The 18,826-nt window shown below is 61.8% G+C and carries 15 protein-coding genes and 1 pseudogene; 8 read left to right on the top strand and 8 right to left on the bottom strand.

Translation table 11 applies throughout. The features are described from left to right. Window positions 1–203: 203 nt before the first annotated feature. Window positions 204–1,262 (bottom strand): transposase, encoded by a 1,059-nt coding sequence (locus E7T06_RS13170; protein ID WP_136366245.1) that lies wholly within the window; start codon window positions 1,260–1,262, stop codon window positions 204–206. A gap of 162 nt (window positions 1,263–1,424) precedes the next feature. On the opposite strand from E7T06_RS13170, the gene E7T06_RS13175 reads away from it, so the two are divergent. Further along, the gene (locus E7T06_RS13175; protein ID WP_240741050.1) at window positions 1,425–3,710 is read left to right on the top strand and encodes a UvrD-helicase domain-containing protein; all 2,286 of its coding nucleotides are present in this window, start codon (window positions 1,425–1,427) and stop codon (window positions 3,708–3,710) included. An 8-nt stretch (window positions 3,711–3,718) separates the two neighbouring features. Here the strand turns inward: E7T06_RS13175 and E7T06_RS13180 are convergent, their stop codons facing one another. The 4 genes from E7T06_RS13180 to E7T06_RS13195 form a co-directional block, all read right to left on the bottom strand. Further along, window positions 3,719–4,219: an NUDIX domain-containing protein gene (locus tag E7T06_RS13180; protein ID WP_136366246.1), complete on the bottom strand. Its 501-nt coding sequence runs from the start codon at window positions 4,217–4,219 to the stop codon at window positions 3,719–3,721. Further along, on the bottom strand, window positions 4,216–5,616 hold the full coding sequence (locus tag E7T06_RS13185) for a hypothetical protein (RefSeq protein WP_136366247.1): 1,401 nt from the start codon (window positions 5,614–5,616) through the stop codon (window positions 4,216–4,218). The genes E7T06_RS13180 and E7T06_RS13185 overlap by 4 nt, the downstream gene beginning before the upstream one ends. A gap of 272 nt (window positions 5,617–5,888) precedes the next feature. Then, window positions 5,889–7,019 (bottom strand): VWA-like domain-containing protein, encoded by a 1,131-nt coding sequence (locus tag E7T06_RS13190; protein WP_136366248.1) that lies wholly within the window; start codon window positions 7,017–7,019, stop codon window positions 5,889–5,891. 91 nt (window positions 7,020–7,110) lie between these two features. Next, on the bottom strand, window positions 7,111–8,139 hold the full coding sequence (locus E7T06_RS13195; protein WP_136366249.1) for a MoxR family ATPase: 1,029 nt from the start codon (window positions 8,137–8,139) through the stop codon (window positions 7,111–7,113). A 323-nt stretch (window positions 8,140–8,462) separates the two neighbouring features. Here E7T06_RS13195 and E7T06_RS13200 point away from each other — a divergent pair, with 323 nt between their 5' ends. The 3 genes from E7T06_RS13200 to E7T06_RS13210 all read left to right on the top strand — a co-directional run bounded on the left by E7T06_RS13200 (window position 8,463) and on the right by E7T06_RS13210 (window position 13,907). Next, the gene (locus E7T06_RS13200) at window positions 8,463–11,795 is read left to right on the top strand and encodes a heterodisulfide reductase-related iron-sulfur binding cluster (RefSeq protein ID WP_136366250.1); all 3,333 of its coding nucleotides are present in this window, start codon (window positions 8,463–8,465) and stop codon (window positions 11,793–11,795) included. Window positions 11,796–11,895: 100 nt separating this feature from the next. Beyond that, complete coding sequence (locus E7T06_RS13205) at window positions 11,896–12,741, top strand: DegV family protein (RefSeq protein ID WP_136366251.1); 846 nt, start codon at window positions 11,896–11,898, stop codon at window positions 12,739–12,741. A 143-nt stretch (window positions 12,742–12,884) separates the two neighbouring features. Next, a complete protein-coding gene (locus tag E7T06_RS13210) occupies window positions 12,885–13,907 on the top strand; it encodes a serine hydrolase (protein WP_240741055.1) in 1,023 nt (340 codons plus the stop codon). 183 nt (window positions 13,908–14,090) lie between these two features. Here the strand turns inward: E7T06_RS13210 and E7T06_RS13215 are convergent, their stop codons facing one another. Then, window positions 14,091–15,110, bottom strand: coding sequence for a bifunctional oligoribonuclease/PAP phosphatase NrnA (locus tag E7T06_RS13215; RefSeq protein WP_136366252.1), 1,020 nt, complete (start codon window positions 15,108–15,110; stop codon window positions 14,091–14,093). A 102-nt stretch (window positions 15,111–15,212) separates the two neighbouring features. On the opposite strand from E7T06_RS13215, the gene E7T06_RS13220 reads away from it, so the two are divergent. Both E7T06_RS13220 and E7T06_RS13225 read left to right on the top strand, forming a co-directional pair. After that, window positions 15,213–15,929, top strand: coding sequence for a hypothetical protein (locus E7T06_RS13220; RefSeq protein ID WP_136366286.1), 717 nt, complete (start codon window positions 15,213–15,215; stop codon window positions 15,927–15,929). A 73-nt stretch (window positions 15,930–16,002) separates the two neighbouring features. Continuing rightward, on the top strand, window positions 16,003–16,629 hold the full coding sequence (locus tag E7T06_RS13225) for an HAD family phosphatase (protein WP_136366253.1): 627 nt from the start codon (window positions 16,003–16,005) through the stop codon (window positions 16,627–16,629). Between the two features lie 113 nt (window positions 16,630–16,742). Here E7T06_RS13225 and E7T06_RS13230 read toward each other — a convergent pair whose 3' ends face one another. Next, a complete protein-coding gene (locus E7T06_RS13230) occupies window positions 16,743–17,273 on the bottom strand; it encodes a transposase (protein ID WP_168733526.1) in 531 nt (176 codons plus the stop codon). A gap of 32 nt (window positions 17,274–17,305) precedes the next feature. Continuing rightward, complete coding sequence (locus E7T06_RS13235; protein ID WP_136366255.1) at window positions 17,306–17,806, bottom strand: winged helix-turn-helix domain-containing protein; 501 nt, start codon at window positions 17,804–17,806, stop codon at window positions 17,306–17,308. Window positions 17,807–17,890: 84 nt separating this feature from the next. On the opposite strand from E7T06_RS13235, the gene E7T06_RS13240 reads away from it, so the two are divergent. After that, window positions 17,891–18,292: a transposase gene (locus E7T06_RS13240; protein ID WP_136366256.1), complete on the top strand. Its 402-nt coding sequence runs from the start codon at window positions 17,891–17,893 to the stop codon at window positions 18,290–18,292. Window positions 18,293–18,580: 288 nt separating this feature from the next. Further along, window positions 18,581–18,772, top strand: a pseudogene (locus E7T06_RS22090) (transposase); the annotation flags it as partial. Between the last annotated feature and the right edge of the window lie 54 nt (window positions 18,773–18,826).

The following is an 18,826-nucleotide window of genomic DNA, read 5'->3' on the forward strand; positions in this document are numbered from 1 at the left end:
GGTGACCGGGTTGAGCGCCAGAAGACCGGCCGGTCTTCTGGCGCTCACTCTTCGGGGTCCAAGGCTTGTCTTGGCTCGGAGGTTGATGGGAGGTCCTGCTATTCAGGGCGAGACGTGCCTTGACTGCTTGAAGTTCAGCAAGCACTTTGGCGAGCTGAGCTTCCAATTTTTTGCAGTTCGGGCAGGCATCCTCGGAGATGCCCCTACTCTACCTGCTCCGCCGAGTCCAGGCCCCCCGCTGAGCAGTCACTCGTTCTCGCTAAAATTCCCCAATCCGGCCAGACCTGTGGTGTCGTCACGGGGTTTTCCAGATCTTGGACATGACAGAGCAAAAAGGCCAAGGTGGAGAGGCACCACCAGCGAAACACGCCCTGTTTGCTGTGTTGAGCAAAGCGTTCAAGGCCAAAACGCCCCTTGATCGTTTTGAAGAACGCCTCAATCCTCCAGCGCCCTTTGCCCACCCGTGCCAGATACACCCCGCCGAGATCCAAGTTGGACATGACAAAGCGTTGTTCTGGCTCCTGGTTGCGATGGAGCCACACCCAGGAGATGCACATCGTCTGGTCAAGCCCCAAGGGCTTGACCAGACTGCCTCTCACCATGAGATCCCGCACGTGACGACCATCTTCTAGCTTGCGTGTACAGCGAACCCCCACCACGATGTCGAGGTCACGAGCAAGGACACCCTGGATGAACTCAATACTCTCAAACCCTCCATCTGCATGGAGACGAGGACGCCGCTTCCCGGAGACCAGCACGGGGGGAAGGGTACAGAGCAACTTCAAGGCGAGTTGTGCGGGTGAGGGCGTTCCTTTGCCCCGCCACACCTGAACGGCCCAAGGCAACCGGAGTTGACCACAACATAGATAAAGCACGACCAGATGAACGCCGTGAACGCTATTGAAGGTGTGCATCCAGTCCTCCAGGTCAGCGAACTTGCCACTCTTCTCCAAGCTGGTCAAATCGATCAACAGGTCGAGTCGAGGTCGCTGATGAGGCCGAAGTCGCCATTCGTTCTGCAGGAGGTGCAGGGCATGTTGGCGCATCACCCGGCAGAACTGCCGGGTGTTCCATGCCGCGTGATTCAGAAACCGGCTGATGGCCGAGGGTGATTTCACGGTGGCCCGTTGGGGGAGGGGGCGGCCAGAACCATCCAGCAGCAGATCGAGAAACACTTCGAACGAAGCGCGATGCTGCGACCTCGAAAAGCAGGTGAGGATGTCAGAATACAGGCGTCTGGAGCGCGGTTCTTTTGGGTTCACACCCCACTATGGGGCCAAAAGTGCGCTCCAGACAGCCTTTTAAAACTCGCACGATGTCAGTTGACCGCGCCTCTTACCAAGCAGGAAAGGCAGACTTCATCCATGCCGTCCTCAATCGGCCCATTACGCCCATCACATAACGCGGCCTGATACACTTGTTCGGTGACTGTGCCGGATTCTGCCCCTTCCAATTTAACTGCGGCCAACCTGCCCGCTTCTGATCTCCTCAGCCAGCTGAACCCCAATCAGGCGCAGGCCGCCGACCACTACACCGGCCCCGCGCTGGTCATTGCGGGCGCGGGCAGCGGCAAAACGCGCACGCTGATCTACCGGATTGCCCACCTGATTCAGCATTACGGCGCAGACCCCGGCGAAATTTTGGCCGTGACGTTTACCAACAAGGCCGCCGCCGAGATGCGCGAGCGGGCCAAACATCTGGTGAAGGGGGCCGACAAACTCTGGATGAGTACCTTCCACAGCGCGGGCGTGCGGATTTTGCGGGCGTATGGCGAACACATCGGTCTGCGGCGCGGCTTCGTCATTTACGACGACGACGACCAGATGGACATTTTGAAGGAGATTATGGGGGCGGTGCCCGGTATCGGCCCCGACACCAATCCCCGTGTGCTGCGCGGCATTCTTGACCGGGCCAAGAGCAATTTGCAGGTACCCGCCGATCTGGAGCGTTGGCCTGAACCTTACATCAGTGGCCTGCCCCGCGAAACTGCCGCCGAAGTGTACCGCCGCTACGAGGCCCGCAAGAAAGGCCAGAATGCCATCGACTTTGGCGACCTGATTTCAGAAACGGTGCGGCTCTTCAAGGAAGTGCCCAGCGTGCTTGACCGGGTACAAGACCGCGCCCGCTTTATCCATGTAGACGAGTATCAGGATACGAACAAGGCGCAGTATGAAATGACGCGCCTGCTGGCCTCCAGAGACCGGAATCTCTTAGTCGTGGGAGACCCCGATCAATCGATCTACAAGTTCCGTGGCGCAGACATTCAGAATATTCTGGACTTTCAGAAGGATTATGCTGACGCCAAGGTGTATATGCTGGAGCATAATTACCGGTCTAGCGCCAAAGTGTTGGGGATTGCCAACCGCTTGATTGAAAACAACTCGGAACGCCTAGAGAAGACGTTGTTGGCGGTTAAAGATGACGGGCATCCTGTCGTGTTTCACCGCGCCACCGACCACCGTGCCGAGGGTGACTTTGTGGCCGAATGGGTCACGCGGCTGCATGGGCAGGGGCAAAAGCTGACCGATATGGCAATTTTGTACCGCACCAACGCCCAATCTCGCGTGATCGAGGAATCGCTGCGGCGCGTGCAGATTCCGGCCAAAATCGTGGGTGGCGTGGGCTTTTATGACCGCCGCGAAATTCGCGACATCCTCGCCTATGCCCGCCTCGCCATCAACCCCGACGACGATGTGGCGCTGCGCCGAATTATCGGGCGGCCCCGGCGCGGCATCGGCGATACGGCCCTAGAAAAGCTGATGGAATGGGCGCGGCTGAACCATACATCCATCTTGACCGCCTGCGCCAACTGCGTCGAGCAAGGCATTTTAGACCGGGGCGCACAGAAGCCCAAGGAGTTTGCCGATCTGATGGCCGCCATGAGCGACGCCGCCGACAATTATCTGCCGGGGCCGTTTTTCCGCTTTGTGATCGAGAACAGCGGGTATTTGGATTTGCTGCGTCAGGAAGGGCAGGAAGGCCAAGTGCGGCTGGAAAACTTGGAGGAACTCGTGAGCGCCGCCGAGGAATGGTCTCAGACGAATGACGGCACCATCGGCGACTTTTTGGATGACGCCGCGCTGCTGTCCAGCGTGGACGATATGCGGGCCAAGAAGGAAAACCGCGATGTGCCCGAAGAAGCCGTGACCTTGATGACGCTGCACAACGCCAAAGGGCTGGAATTTCCCACCGTGTTTATCGTGGGCACCGAAGAAGGGCTGCTGCCCAGCAAAAACGCGCTGCTAGAGGCCAGCGGCATAGAGGAAGAACGCCGCCTGTTCTACGTGGGCATCACGCGGGCCATGGATCGTTTGTTCCTCACCGCCGCGCAAAACCGGATGCAGTTTGGCAAAACCAACGCCGCCGAAGATAGCCGCTTTCTGGAAGAAATCGAGGGCGGGTTTGACACCATCGACCCCTACGGACAGGTTATCGAGTACCGTGCCAAAACGTGGAAAGAGTACCGCCCCACCGTGCCGAGCCGCCCCAGCGCACCCACCTTCGTCCACCCCAGCGCCGTAAAAAATACCAGTTCCATGACGGCGGAGATGGCCTACCGGGGGGGCGAAAAGGTCACGCACCCCAAATTTGGCGCGGGCCAAGTGTTGGCGGTAGCGGGCATGGGCGAGCGCCAAGAAGTGACGGTGCATTTTCCCAGCGTGGGCACGAAAAAGCTGCTGGTGAAGTTTGCGAACCTGAGCTTGGCGTAAACTTCTCTCTACTCGTCTAAGACTACCCAGTGCCGGATTTCGCCAGCTGGTACGCGCAAAAGCTCGCTTATATTCCGTGGATACACGAGCCGCGACTCCACTTCTCCCAGCGGAATCCACTCGCAGCGCACCTTCGCGTTGTCCAGCACCGGGAAGGATTCGGCAGATAATTCTGTAGGTGCGTCCATGCGGTAGAAAAACCCGATTTCGTGGGCGCGGGCTTCAGGAGTTCCGAAGTGGTTTTCGACAATGCCCACCAACTGCATTCCCCCCGGTGGCGTGCCCGTTTCCTCGGCCCACTCGCGGGCGGCGCAACTTTCGCTGGTCTCACCTGTACCCAGTGCGCCTCCCGGCAAATACCAGAATCCCAAGTTGTCTTCGGTGTTGGCGAGCAGGCAGGCGTCGGGCGTGTGAGGATTCCGCACGCACAGAATCGCCACCCGCACGCTGAAGGTCAGGCCACCGAGCGGCAAGCGGATATCCACTGGATCAACATTGAAGTCGGTCATGCTGTGCCGCCCGCATCCAAGCGCACGCTGGGGTCGGGGTCGGCCTGCAACTCGGCCAGCAAATTGGCCGGCAGGTCGGCGCGGCTTGCGATCAGCATTCGCACACCCCCATCGGGGTCGCGGGCCAGAGTGGGCAGCAGCACGGCGGGTAATTGGGAATGCAAGGCGGCGGCGCGGCGCACTCCGGCGTTGGGGTCGGCGGCCAAACGGGTCAGCACCTCTTCGCCCGGAGCCTCGGCATAAGCGACGGCGCGGCGCACTTCGGCATTCTCGTCGGCGGCCAACTGGGTCAACCGCGCCGCGCCTATGTCGGGCCGCACCGACAGCAGGGTGCGAATGCTGGGGTCTGAATCGGTCAGAAGGGTGTCCAGCACGGCATCGGTCAGGCCATCTGCACTGGCGATATGCAGCCGGATATCCTGCTCCGGCGAACGCAGCAGCGCCACAATCGCCGCTTCAGGCAGATCATTTCGTTCCAGCAGGGCGCGGCGCACCCCCTCCGATTCGTCGTTCGACAGGGCGGTGAGGGTGTCGGGCGTGGCGTCGGGACGGCGGGCGAGGGCGGCGCGGACATCCGGGTCGGCGTCCAGTTCGGCGCGGGCCAACCACTCGGCGGGTACGCGCCACGCCTGCAACGCCGCCGCCCGCACCAGCGGTTGCTCGTGCGCCGCCAGCCAAGCCCGCACGTTGCTGGGCAAATCCATGCGGCGGGCCAAGGTTGCCAGCACATCCGGGTCAAAGTCACTGGCGAGCAGCAGCAGGCAATCCATAGGCAAATCCAGCCGCCGCGCCACACTGGAGCGCACCAGCCCATGTGCATCGCCTACCAACAGGTGAAGGGTCTCGTGAGGCAGATCAGGCCGCACTGCCACTGCTTTTCTCACGTCATAGTCGTCATCGGCAGCCAGTTGGCGTACCAGTGTCGCGGGCAATTCCAGTCGTTTGGCTACTGCCTCCCGCACCTGCCAGCCCGCATCGGCAGCCAATGAGGCCACGCGCTCCGGACTCAGGCCCGCCCGCGTTGCCAACGCCGTTCTGACCCCAAAATCTTCGTGCCGCGCCGCGCCGTCCAGAACCCAGTTAGGGGCGTCTGGCACGCCCAGCAGCGCCACTACTCCTTCGGGCGGAAACATGCCGAGAAAACTGGGCCGCGCCAACCGGATCAGCGGAAGGCCGGGATTCTCCAGCACGTCACGCGGAAAGCCTGCCGCCAGTGTGCCCAAGATTTCGGGTGGCGTGTTGGGATGCCGCGCCACCAAGGCCCGCACCCGCGAATCGGGGTGGGCTGAGAGTCCGGACAACGTGTCGGACGTAGCCCGCGCATGGCCCGCCGCCTCCAGTGCCCCGTCCACGCCGAGGGCCGTCAGGGAGCGCGGATCGAGTTCAGAAAACGTCATGGGCTGCACTATGGCAGATCGGGTATGTGGGCAAGGGGTCTCCGGGAAGGGTCTAAGGGTCAAGGGTCAAAGGGTCTAAGGAAGGTCAAGGGTAATCGCTGGCGCTCACCCACCCCCTCCCAGCCTCCCCCCTCAAGGGTGAGGAGCTAAAGCCAAGACTCTAGCTTTTGCCATTTGCCCTCTCCACTTGTGGGAGAGGGGCGCTGTGAAACAGCGGGGTGAGGGGGCAATTCAGCAGCGCACCCACCCCAGCACCTTAGACCCTAGCCCGCTCACTCCTCCAGCCGCAGCACTTCGCCAAACGGAAAGCCCTCGTCTTCCAGCCCGCCCGGTGGCACCACCCACAGCGTCGGCATACGCGGCGGCGTGTCGGGAAAGTCGCCGTAGCCATCGGTGAGGTAAATCAGCACATCGGGTTCGTGGGCGTCCAGCAGCCTGAAAATGGGCCTGAAATCGGTGCCGCCGCCCCCCTGTGGTGGGGGAACGGGGTCGCCGGGGCGCAGGTCGAAGGGGCCGTAGGCTTCAGTGTCGGCGTAGTAGAGGGTGGCGCGTACATGCGGGTACGCGCCCAGCACGCCTTGCACCTCGCTCACCAAGGCCCGCACCGCTTGATCGTCCACGCTGCCCGAGGTGTCCACAGCCACCAATGCACTCAGGCTTTCGTCGTCCAGCGCCTCTAAATACAGGCCGCGCCCCACGAAGCGGCGGTCAAAGCCTCCAAAATCAACCGGAGTGCGGGCCAAAAAGCGCCACAGGTGCGCCCGCCAGTCCAGCCGTGCTGGGGCCAGCCGCATCAGTTCGCGGTGCATTCCCAGCGGATCGTCGCCCTTGCCGCCGCTCATGGCGTCCACGCTGCGGGCCTGCGCCAAGGCCTGTGACCATTGCTTGGCTGCCGCTTGGCCCGGCTTACCGTTCTTCGGGGGAGCGTCTCCGGGTGGGCCGTCCAGCAAGTCGTCGCTGTCTTCGTCTCCGGGATGTTCCTCGCCTTCCAGCGATGTATACACCTCTTCTACGCTCAGTTTTTCCAGATGCTCGTCTTGCGGCGCTTGTGCCCCCGAACTCTGCGGCGGCACAGGCAACCCCGCCGCCGTGACCATGCCGTTCACGATCAGGTCGGCGGCCCGGTTCCAGCGTTTTTTCTCACGGGGGCCGCGCCGCTGCACATGCGACAGGGCAGCGTGCAAGACCTCGTGCAGCAAAAGGCCGTCAAGCACATCGGGCGGCAGGTTGGCGGCCACTTCGGGATTCACATACACCCGCTCGCCGTCTGTGCCTGCGGCGGCCACTTCCTGCGAGGGCACAAATTCGGCGTGCAGCAGCAGCGTGGCAAAAAAGGCGGACTTGTTGCGAATGCGGAGGCGGGAGCCGGAGATCAGGCGTTGGAAGTCTGGGGGCGGCGTCATGGTGTTCCCAGTGGGTTGAATAGGGAGATCGTGGATCGTGGATCGTCGTCAAAGATCAACCCACGATCCACGATCCACCCTCTCCGTTCCACTACGCTCCCTCGCTCAGCGCCAACGTTCCGGCCACCAGTTCCGCCAACCGCTCATCGCGGCCCAGTAATCCGGCCAGTTCGCCCAGTTGCCCAATCGCCTGAAATTTGGTCACGAGGGTCGCCACATACAATTGCAGCCACTCCGGGCCAGCCGACTCACTGAGCCAGCGGAAGGCGTGGTAAGCCTCGTCTGCATCGGCGGCACGGGCCGCCAGACCCACTACGGCGGCGTAACGCACGCTGGGTTCGTCGGGCAATTTCAGGCCGCTGCCCTGCCCGTTCAGCACCGTGCCCAAGTCGGGCAACTGCTCGAACAGGCGCACGAAGGCGCTGAACTCGGCCCCGGCAGCTTCGCCAATCGCGGGAGACACGTCCAGCCCAGCGCGGTGCAGGTGCGCGGCCATTTCCCAAGAGCGCGGGCTAGGCCACGCGGGTTGCTGGGGATCGAGGCGGTGCAGCAATTCGGGCCGGAAGGTCAGGAAGGCGATAACGTGTTCGTGCAGGCTGCGGCCCAAAGCGTAGGCCCGCCACGCATCAAAATCGGGCCGCACGGTCAGGTGAAGGAAACGGTTGGCAAGCGGCGCGGGCATGTCGAACACGCTAGCGCGGTCTTCCTTGCGGTTGCCCGCTGCCCACACGAACCAGCCATCGGGCAGTTCGTAGCTGCCCACGCGCCGATCTAGGATCAGTTGTTGCGCCATGCCCTGCATCGTCGGCGGGGCCATGTTCACTTCATCCAAAAACAGGATGCCGTTGCCTCCACGCGGCAGGAATTCGGGCGGAAACCAGCGGCTGATTCCGCCGTTGCCCTCTGGGTCAGCTTGCGGTACAGGTAGCCCGCGAAGGTCGGTGGGGGCCAACTGGGACAGCCGCACATCCACAAAATCGAGGTTGTGCGCCCGCGCCACCTGCGCCACCACGCTGCTTTTGCCCACGCCGGGAGGCCCCCAGATCATGGTGGCAAGTTTCAATTGGCCGCGTGTGAGGGCGGCGAGGTAGGTTTGCAGTTCGGTGGGGGTGAGGCTCAAGGCAGTGCTCCTTTGGGATGTGGGACTTGGGTTGTGGGAAAAGCTCACGGGACGGGCGCGGCAGCCGAACACGCCGCAGAGCTTGAGCGTAGCGCGCGGGCCGGATTCTTGCCGGATGGTCAGTGGGCTACGGCAACCCGGAGAACCATCAGGGCGGGGGCAGAGGCGTATGCTGGCTTTCTCTCCTCTCCGTGTAGCACGCGTTCCCGGCCAATCCCAACCAAACAGAATACTGGGCCGCCGACCCCGTTATACTTTGACTCAGTTCAATATTCCGCTCCCACATTCTCCCCATCCGTAATCCCTGCCCGGAGGCCCTGCCTGTGCTGCCCGACATCCACAAAATCCTGTTTTTCATCTTTGCCCTGATTGCCGGAAGCTACGGCGTGTGGGGCTTTTACCGCCTCTATCTGCGCGTTCGCCGGGGTGCGCCCTCCAACGAAGCCCGCTTTGATCGGCTGGGCCAGCGCATCGCCTACGCCGTCCGAACCTCGCTGACGCAGGAGCGCACCTTCCGCCGCCGCACCGTTATCAGCGTGCTGCACAGCTTTATTTTCTACGGCTTCGTGTTCTACCTGCTCGTCAACGTGATAGACGGCTTGGAAGGCTACTTCCATTTCAGCATTCTGTCCAGCAAGCCGCTGGGGGCCGTGTACAACCTGCTGGCCGACATTCTCAGCTTTCTGGTGCTGTTCGGCGTGGTCAGTCTGGTCATTCGCCGCCTGTATACGCCCAGCAAACGCGACTTCCGCTTCACCGAAAAGACGCTGCTGCACCCGCTGCTCAAGCAAAACTACATCCTGCGCGACAGCCTGTTCGTATCCGCCTTTATTTTCTTCCATGTCGGCAGCCGAATCTTAGGCAACTCCGCCAAAATGGTGGAAGAAGCCCGCGAGTTCGGACGGTTTGACGGGTTCCAACCCGTTTCCTCTGCGCTGGGCCGTGTCCTGTTTGGCGGCGCATCCGAATCCGCGTTGGAAGGCTGGCGCATCTTTGGCTACTGGGGCGCACTCGGCAGCGTGCTGGCCTTCCTCGCCTACTTTCCGTACACCAAGCACATTCACATTTTTATGGCCCCCCTGAATTACGCCCTCAAGCGCGAGGCAAAGAGCGGCGTGCTGCCCCCCATGAAGGGTCTGGAAGCCGCGATGGAAGCCGACGAACCCCGGCTGGGCGCGGAAAAACTGGAAGATTTGGAATGGCCGCGTCTACTGGATGCCTACGCCTGTATTCAGTGCAACCGCTGTCAGGATGTGTGCCCCGCCAACGCCACCGGCAAGGCGCTGAGTCCCGCCGCGCTGGAAATCAACAAGCGCATGGAATTGAATGTCCTCACGGGCGGCCCCCGTGTGCAACCGTCTAATAGCGTACTCGCGGGCGGGCCGACGACCTTAAGTCTGGCCGCGCAGAGCTTGGCGGCTCCGGCGGGCGCACCTCACCCCAGCCCGTTCACGCTGCGGCCAACGTCCTTCGAGTCGGGCGCAAGTACCGCGCACCCACTCTTGGAATTTGCCATCAACGAGGAAAGCGTCTGGGCCTGTACCACCTGCGGCGCGTGTATGCAGGTCTGCCCCGTGCAGGACGAGCAAATGCTGGACATCATCGACATTCGCCGCCATCAGGTCATGGTGGCCGGAGAATTCCCGCCACAGTTGCAGACCGCCTTCCGGGGCATGGAGCGCACCAGCAACCCTTGGGGCATTTCCCGCGACAAGCGTATGGAATGGGCCGAGGGACTGAAGGTGCCCACCATTGATGAAAACCCCGAACCAGACGTGATCTACTGGGTGGGCTGTGCGGCCAGCTACGATCCCGGTGCCCAGAAAGTGGCCCGCAGCTTTGTGCAACTGCTGGATAAAGCGGGCATCAATTACGCGGTACTGGGCAAAAAGGAAGCCTGCACCGGAGACAGTGCCCGCCGCGCCGGAAACGAATTTTTGTATCAAACACTGGCGCAAGAGAACGTGGAAACGCTGAACAGTATGCGCCCCAAACTGATCGTCGCCACCTGCCCGCACTGCATGAACGCCATCGGGCACGAGTACAAACAGTTGGGCGGCGACTACCGCACGGTTCATCACACCGAATATCTGGAAACGTTGGTGGCCGCTGGCAAACTGCCACTGGCACAACTTGATCAGAACGTGACCTACCACGATCCCTGCTACTTGGGCCGCCATAACGGCGTGTACGACGCGCCCCGCGCCCTGATCTCCCAGATGGCGGGCGAAGTGCTGGAGCTGGAACGCAGCCGTGACAATTCGTTTTGCTGCGGCGCGGGCGGAGCACAGTTCTGGAAAGAAGAGGAAGAGGGCCGCGAGCGCATCAGCGACAACCGCTTCCGTGAGATTCAGGCCCGCCTTGATGGGGCCAAAGAAAATGCAGCGGCGGGTAAGGTGCTGGCGGTGGGCTGCCCGTTCTGCAAATCTATGATGAATTCCACACCCGAAAAGCAGAAGCGCGACGACATCGTGGTGAAGGACGTGGCTGAATTGATGTTCGAGAGCGTTCAGAAGGCAGGCGGATTTGCGCCGACGACACAGCCTGCTGTATCAGAACCCGTTGCTGTACCCAATGCCGAATTGCCGATGGAACGCACGGGCGAACTGCCTGCGGCTGACGCTCCCGCCGCTGTGGTGGGCGAAACTGCTGCCGATATCGTGAACGCACAACCCGGCAGCCCGACCTCCAACGCCGGAACCCATCCCGAAGCGCAGGCGGCGCACCCAGAATTGGTACAGCCGGAACAGGTTCAGGCCGCACCGAGCGCTCGCAAAGCGTGGAAGCCTAAGAGTGGGGGAGACGCTGTTCAAGCAGTGGACGACGTGAATCCGGCCCCAGTCGCGGCGGAAGCACTCAGCGCCAGCGAACCCGCCGTTGCTGCCCCTGCACGCAAAACTTGGAAACCCAAAGGTGCAGATGCCAAGTCCGGCGATGATGTCAGTCCCGCACCTGTGACCGAAGCCGTTCAGACTCAAGCAGTCCAGCCGCAGGCCGCCGCACCGGTTCAAACGGTCACCGAACCCACCACAGACGCCGCACCCGCCCGCAAAGCTTGGAAGCCCAAAGCTTCTGCCGCCGCAGCTGAAAGTGTGGTTAAAGTCGCTGCCGCTGTTGAAGTCACCCCATTTGAGCCTGCTCCAGCAGAGGCCAGCCCCACAGGTGAGCGGAAGAAGTGGACGCCGAAGGGTGCGGCCCCGGCCCAAGCTGTGCCCGTTCAGAGCGCCGAACCTGTGCAGCCCGCTCAGTCCGAATCCAGCCCAGCCCCAAGCCCCGAAGCTGCCACCCCGGAACGCAAGAAGTGGACGCCTAAAGCGGCGGCTTCCGCTCCAGCCGCACCCGTTCCCGATATTGCCCCGCTAGTGCAGACGCAACAAGTACAGGCCGAAGCCGCCGCGCCCGCCGCTGTGGAACCTCTGCCGACCGAATCTGCCCGCCCCAAATGGCAGCCGAAAGCCAAAGCTGCCGCTGAACCCAGTGCCGACGCCGTAGAAAATCTTGCTCCCATCACTGAACACATCAAATTGGAGCAGGTGGGCGAGAATGTGCTCGAGAGGGGGGCGCTGGAGGAAGGCGCACAGGCGACGAGTGCCCCGGCAGAATCTGCCCCAGAAACGGGCGCACGCAAAAAGTGGGTTCCCAAGAAAAAGGATTGAATTCTTGATCTAGGTTTCAATCTGATGGTTCGCGGCGGGGCTGATCTGAGCATCACCCCGCCGCGCCATAGTTATGGTTGAGTCACGCTACTATCAGGCCATGACCATTGCCATCGTCACCGACTCCACGAGTGACCTCAGCCCGCAACTGTGCGAGCAACACGGCCTGACCAGCGTGCCCCTGTACGTGCTGTTTGACGGCAAAATGCACCGCGACGGCATAGACCTGAAGCCCGCCGAACTGTTTGCAGGCCTGAAAGCGGGCAAGAAAACGCCCAGCACGTCGCAGCCCAGCCCCGCCGAATTTGGCGAGGTGTACCGCAAAGCGCTGGAAACCGCCGACGAGGTGCTGAGCGTGCATATCAGCGGGCAACTGTCGGGCACGGTGGGCAGCGCACGCTTGGCCGCGCAGGAATTTGGCAACAAAGTGACGGTACTGGACAGCAAGTCGGTCAGCATGGGCCTCGGGATGCGGGCCATTCGCGCCGCAGAACTGGCTAAAGCGGGCAAAAGCGTGCCGGAAATCGTGGCCGAACTGGAGCGTGTGGGCGCGGTGGCCGACATCCGTTTTACGGTAGATACGCTGGATTTTTTGCGGATCAACGGGCGCATTGGCGGCGCACAGGCTTTGCTAGGTGGCCTGCTGAACATCAAGCCTATTTTGGTGGTGAAAGGCGGCAAAGTAGAATCCGGCGGGCGCGTGCGCGGTCACAAAAAAGCCATGCAGGACATCATGGATCATGTCCGTAAGTATGTTGCACAGCACGGCGGGGCGCGGGTATCGTTTATGGCGACGGTGGGCGGCGAGGAGTACATCCGCGAAGTGCGCTGTGGCCTCGGCGATCTCAAATTCGACGATCTGGGCGATCACACTATCGGCGCAGTGGTGGGCACGCACGCTGGCCCCGGCACGGTGGGCGCGACGCTGGAACCCCTGAACGCCTGAATGTGAGCCGCAATTCTCTGCTCGCCCCTGCCCGCTGGGGCTTGGGCCTGCTGCTCCTGCTGAGTGCTTGCCGAAACGCCCCCAGCACCGAACAAAATGTGAGCCTGAAACGGGTGGTCATTACGCCCGCAGGCCGTGTGGAATTGGGCGTGTTGCGCCTGCCCAACGGCTGCCTAGACGCCGCGCCTGCCGTTGCCAAAGCCCCCGCACCGCCCTTTCCCCTCAGCGGGCGCTTAGGCCTGTGGGTGGCCCAGATAGACCCTGTGACCCTCGCGCCGATTCGGGCCGTCGCCACCAATCCAGACAGTGTGTTTCCGCTCGCTAGTACGTATAAGCAGGCGGTGCTGTGGGCGCTGCTGCGTCAGTTCGACGCCGGAACCCTCACGCCCACCGAACGATTCGACGTGACCCGCGACAATCAGAGCCTCGGCGGCTATCCTTACGACGGAACCACCATAAAAGACCTGTCGGTTCGCATGATCCAAAAGAGTGACAACACCGCCACCGACATCCTGCACCGCCGGGTGGGGCTGCAAAGCGTGCAGGCAGTGGCCGATGATCTGGGCCTATGCCACACGCGCCTGATCTTGCCCACGCGGGATTGGTGGGTGGCCCAATCGGGCTTGTCGGACACCTACAACGGCACCACCCGCTGGGCAGGTGCACGCGGCCCAGACCGGGCCAAACTCGCCGCCCAAATAGACACCGACGCCCGCCAGTACCGCGCCGACTATGTACAGCGCAAACTCAACGATTACTTTGAGACCCGCTATAACCGCAACGACGATCTGCGGGCGCATAACCTCAGCACGCCCTACGAACTGGGCACCCTGCTGGCCTCCGAATTCCTGAAATCCGGCCTCTCGCCCCGCGCCCAAAAATGGCAGCGTGAAGTGATGGCGCAAGGCTTTGGCCGTTCTGCCCTCAAGGTACAACAGCGGGGCAATGTGGCGTGGTTTGGCGGCAAAGGCGGCAACGGCTGGGGCATCCTGACCTACAGCGGCTACGTGCAGACCAAAGACGGGCGGCATCTGGTGTACGCCTTCATGCAGCACGGGGCTGACCAGAGCTACACCATGCCCAATACCCGCCGCGCCTTCGCATGGATCAATGCTGGGATTGATGCAGTGCTGGGGGATAAGGTGGGGGGGAAGGGCAATCGCTGAGGCTCTCTCACCCCCTCCCCGGCCCTCCCCCGCAAGGGGAGAGGGAGCAAACAGCCTCAGATTCTTGCCCTTGCTTTTAGCCTTCGCCCCTTGTGGGACTCGCAGAGCTGCGCAGCAGAGAGGGGCGCTGCACAGCAGCGGGGTGAGGGGAGTGAGCCTCAGCGATTGCCCTCCCTTAGACCCTTAGACAAACACTGCCCCCGTTCCATCTGCCCGCGCCAACTCCGCCCCAATGGCCGCGTCCAACTGTGGGCGTACTGCCGCGTAAGGCTCGGCCACCGTCGCGCCTGCTGCGGGCACATGGCCGCCGCCACCCAACGCCACCGCGATATTCTGGGCACTCACCTTGCCGCGAGAACGCAGCGACAGCTTCACGCGCTCGCCAAAATCTTTGACCATCACGGCCAACTCTGCTCCCTCCGAGGCGCGGAGCATGCCCACGTAGGATTCCACATCTTCCCAATTGCCTCCGGCCCGCTCTAGCATGGCGTCGTCTACGCGGGCCAGCACCACGCGCCCGCCGTGCAAAAACTCCATCGTACCCAGTACCTCGCGCAGCAGCAGGTAGTAGGTGCGCGGATTTTGGGCCATAGAATCGTTGATCCAGCCCAAGCGTGCGCCGTGTGCCAGCAGGCGGGCCGCGCACTCGAAGGTTTCGGGCGTGACGCTGTTGAAGCGGAAAGAGCCGGTATCGGTATTCAGGCCCAGCATCAGCGGAGTGGCCATCGCTTCAGTCCATGTGATGTTCAGCGCCTCTAGTACGTCGGCCACCATCATGGCGGCGGCGGGGCGGGCCGGGTCTACCAGCAGGGCGGTGGCCTGCCTGCGGTTGGTGCCGTGATGGTCAATGTTGATGACTGGCCCCGTAAACACGCTCAAGTCGGCCCCGGCCACCCGTGAAGGATCGTTGTTGTCTACGTCCAGCACGACGGCCAGCGCGTTTTCGGGCCAAGATCCCAGCGGGGCGCTCAGTTCTCCGGGTTCGGGCAAAAACGACAGGTAGCGCGGCACGTCCATCGGCGCGATCACCTGTTTGCCGAGGCTCCGCAGCGCCCGCGCCAGCCCCAGCACACTGCCAAGGGCGTCTCCATCCGGGCCTTCGTGGGCCAAAATCACCACTGGACCGCTGTGAGCGCGGAGTAGGCGCACAATCGCCGCGACTCCTTCTGCATAACTCGTGTCTCCATTTGCCGGATTGATCATCAGAAAAGTATAAGCGGGCGAGGTGAGAGGGCCGCCGCTGGGGGAATTCGGCCCCCATCCAGCTGACTCAATATGTTGGCCGTACACGCTATCCTGACCGGTGTGCCCGCCCGACTCAATTTGGCCGCGTTGACTGCCGAGGAACTTCAGGTTCTTTACGGCGTCAACGGTGCCCAGTCGGTGCTGCCCGATGTGAGCCGGGCACGGCTAGAAGGCCGAACTCTGGCGGGGCCAGATATTCAGACCACCCTAACTTTTACGCCCTTGCCGGAAAGTGGGTGGGGCGCTTCGCCAGAGCAGACGCGGGCGCTGGCTGCCGAAGACGCCGCCCTCCGCGCACTGGGGGCACAGAAACTCGGCGTGCAGTACGCGCCGCTTATCAGTGGAGCGCGGCATCAACGGGCCTACCTGCTGGAACCCGATACGGCGCTGGCCCTGCGCTGGAGCGAAACGCCCGACACCACCCACAGTCCGCACGGGCAAACGCCGCCGCCGTTTGTTCAGGCGGTCACTTGGCTCAAAGATCGGGCCAGCGGCGTCGCCTGCGTGCTCACCACCGCCGCTCCGCAACCGCCCACCCCAACCCTCAGCGAGCAAATAGACCTGCACAGGCATCCCGCCCTGACCGCCGCTGCCCTGCTGGACGCGCACCGGGCGCATGTGCTGAGGCATGGGCGCGGCCAAAAACTGACTCCCACCGAGAATGCCGCCGAGGGCTGGGGAAAAGCATGGCAAGCGGTATACGCCCTGAATGTCGCGGCATGGACGCGCCGGGGATTGCTACTAGACGTTGTTCCGGATGAAGGCGAACGGGCCTGAGTCTCTCCTCAACTCGCCTCCCATCTGAACAGCCCGCCTGCCCCACCGCCCGCCCTGCGGCATAGTGCGGCCCATGACCGATCCTGCCCCCACCCCCGCCCGCCACGTCGCCTTCGATTGGGGCGGCGTCTTCACGATTGGCACCTTCGATGGCCGCTCGACTCAGAATGTGGCCGACCGCAGCGGCGTAGAAGTGGAAAAAGTCTGCGAAAGCTATTTCCGGCATGTGCGGCAACTGGAAGTCGGCGCGTGGACACTGCCCCACTTCTGGACGGTGATGCAAGAGGAAACGGGCGTGCAGATGCCGTATGCCGAGTTCGAGGCGCTGTATTTGGGCAGTATTTTGGACAATTTGCCCATGTACACCAGCCTCGCGGCCCTGCCTGCGGGCGTGCGCGTGGGCTTACTTAGCAACAACTACCCTGTCGTCAGCGATCATCTGCGCCGCGATCCCCGCTTCGCCCGGTTCGACGCCTTGGTGTTCAGCAATGAATTGGGCCAGAAGAAACCGCACCCCGATTCCTTCGAGGCACTGGAACGGGCCATGCAGCACCCCGCTGGGGCCGTCGCTTTTGTAGATGACGTGCAGGAAAACATAGACGCCGCCAACGCTTACGGCTTTCACGGCATCTTGTATCACCACGAGCAGCACGCGAAGTTTGAAGCAGAACTGGCCGCGTGGCTGGGCGGCGACAGCTAGAGCTTACCCTTGCAGATTCAACTTTAGTGCCGTCCTTCGGGGCGGTTTTTTTGTCTCTGGATTGGGCAATACAGAGTTTCACTGGTGTCGCCCTTGACCTTCCTTATACCAAACTAAAATGAGTCCAGAACATGTTTAATCCAGGGGAAAAGGGTCAGCGATTTGACTTCTTCGGGATTGCGTTGGAGCCGGACACACTCTGCGGCGATCAAATCCTCCACCTCTTGAAGGGTGTTGAGGGTCTGGTTGGCGATGGGCAGTTTGAGCTTGGTCACCATCGGTTCAGCGGGGGACAGTTCCGGCGTATACGCCGGAAACGGGAGCAAGAACAGATTGGCGGGCACCTTGAGTTTTTGGCTGGTGTGCCAGCCCGCCTGATCGAGCAAGACGACGATCAGTTGCTGCTGATGTGGATCAATCAACCGGCTGAACTCGTCCAGCGCGACGTGCATCAGAGGAATGCTGACACTCGGCAGGATCAAGAAGTCGCTCTGTCCGGTCTGGGGTTCAACAAAGATGTAGGTATAGAGCCACTGATATTGACGACGCTGAGCGATGACGGGCCGCTGCCCTCGAAGCGCCCAGAGGCGCTTCAAGACGGGTTTCAGACCGAAGCGCCCTTCATCCTGCACCCACAACCGCACCTGTTTTTCAGGGTACGCGGCACGGGCCGTGCTCAGGGCCGCTTGGACTTTTTTATCCAGATCGCCTGTTCCTCTGGGGTCGCCGCCTGAACATGAGTTGGGCGCGGCACTTGCACTGTGAACCCCAGCTTCCTCAAGCACCCCCAAGCACACACCGACGTCATCTCGACTGCCCACTGCTCATGGACATAGCCTTGGACTTTCTGACTCGTCCAGAGGCCACCCGCTTCGGGTGGCCTCTGAAGCACTTGAAACAACTGCTCTTGCTGCTCCGCATTGAGCGCAGGAGCCGATGTATTCCAACGCCGTTTGTCCACGACCAGCGCTGGTCCACCGGCGTTATACGCCCGAACCAACGTGCTGATCGTCGTGCGCGAAAAACTCGTGACCGCTTTGATCTCTGGAATCGTTAGCCCTTTGCTTTTCAGCCACAAGATGTGCCAGCGGGAGCGCTCCACCGCTCGCTCGGCTTGGCGATAGGCCAACTCCAACTCGTCGGACGTCTGATGCGGAAACAGCAAGGCAGGTCTCATCGTTGGAACTCAGTTTAATCCCGTATAAGAGACTGTCTGGAAAGCGTGGTTGCAGGGGGTTTTGAGAGATTATACAATTTTTTCATGCGTGCGCGAACGTATTCCACGGACACCAGCGATGCCGAGTGGGGGCTGCTCGAACCCCTCATTCCTGCGCCAAAACCCGGTGGGCGTCCCGCTCATATCGCTCGCCGCGACAGCATGGATGAGATCTTCTCCGTGAAACGAGGTGGGGTGTCCTGGCGCTTGTTGCCCGTTGATTTTCCCCACTGGAAGACGGTGTATGACTCTTTTCGACAATGGAAGCAGAGCGGGCTGTGGGAGGGCATGAATGATGCCCTCCGAGCTCAGGTGCGCGAAGCAGAGGGGAGAAATGCGGTACCCAGCGCTGGAATCGTCGACTCGAGGAGCGTGAAAACCTCGCAAAAAGGGGGGTCCGAGGTTACGACGGTGGCCAGAAAGTCAACGGACGAACACATCATCTGATCGTCGATACCCTGGGCCTCCTACTCCGGGTCAAGGTTCTACCCGCACACATCACCGACCGAGAAGGCAGCCAGCAACTCCTGCAGGAGTTGCGTCAGCACCAGCCCCACATGAAACTCCACCTCTTTGCCGACGGTGGAGACAAAGGCAAATGGGAAGGCTGGGTCAACACGACCCTCGGTTACACTGTGGAGACCCTCGCAGCGCTCCGACGCCAATACCCGTGGGTAGTGGCTCCCAAAGGGCCAGGAACTGACCGAGCAGCAGATCAACACCTTTCGTGGGCACCGCGGCTTCGTGGTGATCAAGAAGCGCTGGGTGGTGGAGCGCAGCTTCGCGTGGCTGTCCGTTGACCGTCGACTCAACCGTGAATACGACCTCCTGCCCGAGACGACCGAGGCATTCATCCAGCTCTCCTTCATCCGTCGTATGATTCGCAGACTCGCTGCTTTTGCCCAGCAGAACGCAGTTCCTACCTGATTCTCAGCTTTCCAGACAGGCTCTCAGCTGGACTTTAGCCATTGACAGAGGGAG

This window comes from Deinococcus sp. Arct2-2 (assembly GCF_004801315.1).
Classification (GTDB): domain Bacteria; phylum Deinococcota; class Deinococci; order Deinococcales; family Deinococcaceae; genus Deinococcus.